Annotated in this window: 1 protein-coding gene; it reads right to left on the reverse strand. The window is 32.5% G+C overall.

What is annotated here, in order from left to right; all coding sequences use genetic code 11:
- Positions 1-217, reverse strand: a 217-nt coding sequence (locus ACT3SX_RS15760) for a hypothetical protein (protein ID WP_444753474.1), incomplete at its 3' end; no start/stop codon positions are given.
- Between the last annotated feature and the right edge of the window lie 17 nt (positions 218-234).

Consider the following 234-nt stretch of genomic DNA (forward strand, 5'->3'; position numbering starts at 1 on the left):
AAAATTTAATGATTTTTTGATTCAGTTCCTCATAGTCTGTCTGTGAAACTTCATAAATTTGAGCTTCAGCATCCTTAATACCTACAAATTCAGCTATAGGGACTTTGACAGTATTTGAGCTCAGTATTATGATTTCTAATAGAACTAACACACCAATACTGATATCAATAAAGTATTGGAAACTTTCTTTAGAAGCTACCCTCAAACCGTTCAACATGCTATATGGTACCCAAA

It is taken from the genome of Psychrobacter sp. AOP31-B2-9 (assembly GCF_052378005.1).
Taxonomy (GTDB): Bacteria; Pseudomonadota; Gammaproteobacteria; order Pseudomonadales; family Moraxellaceae; genus Psychrobacter.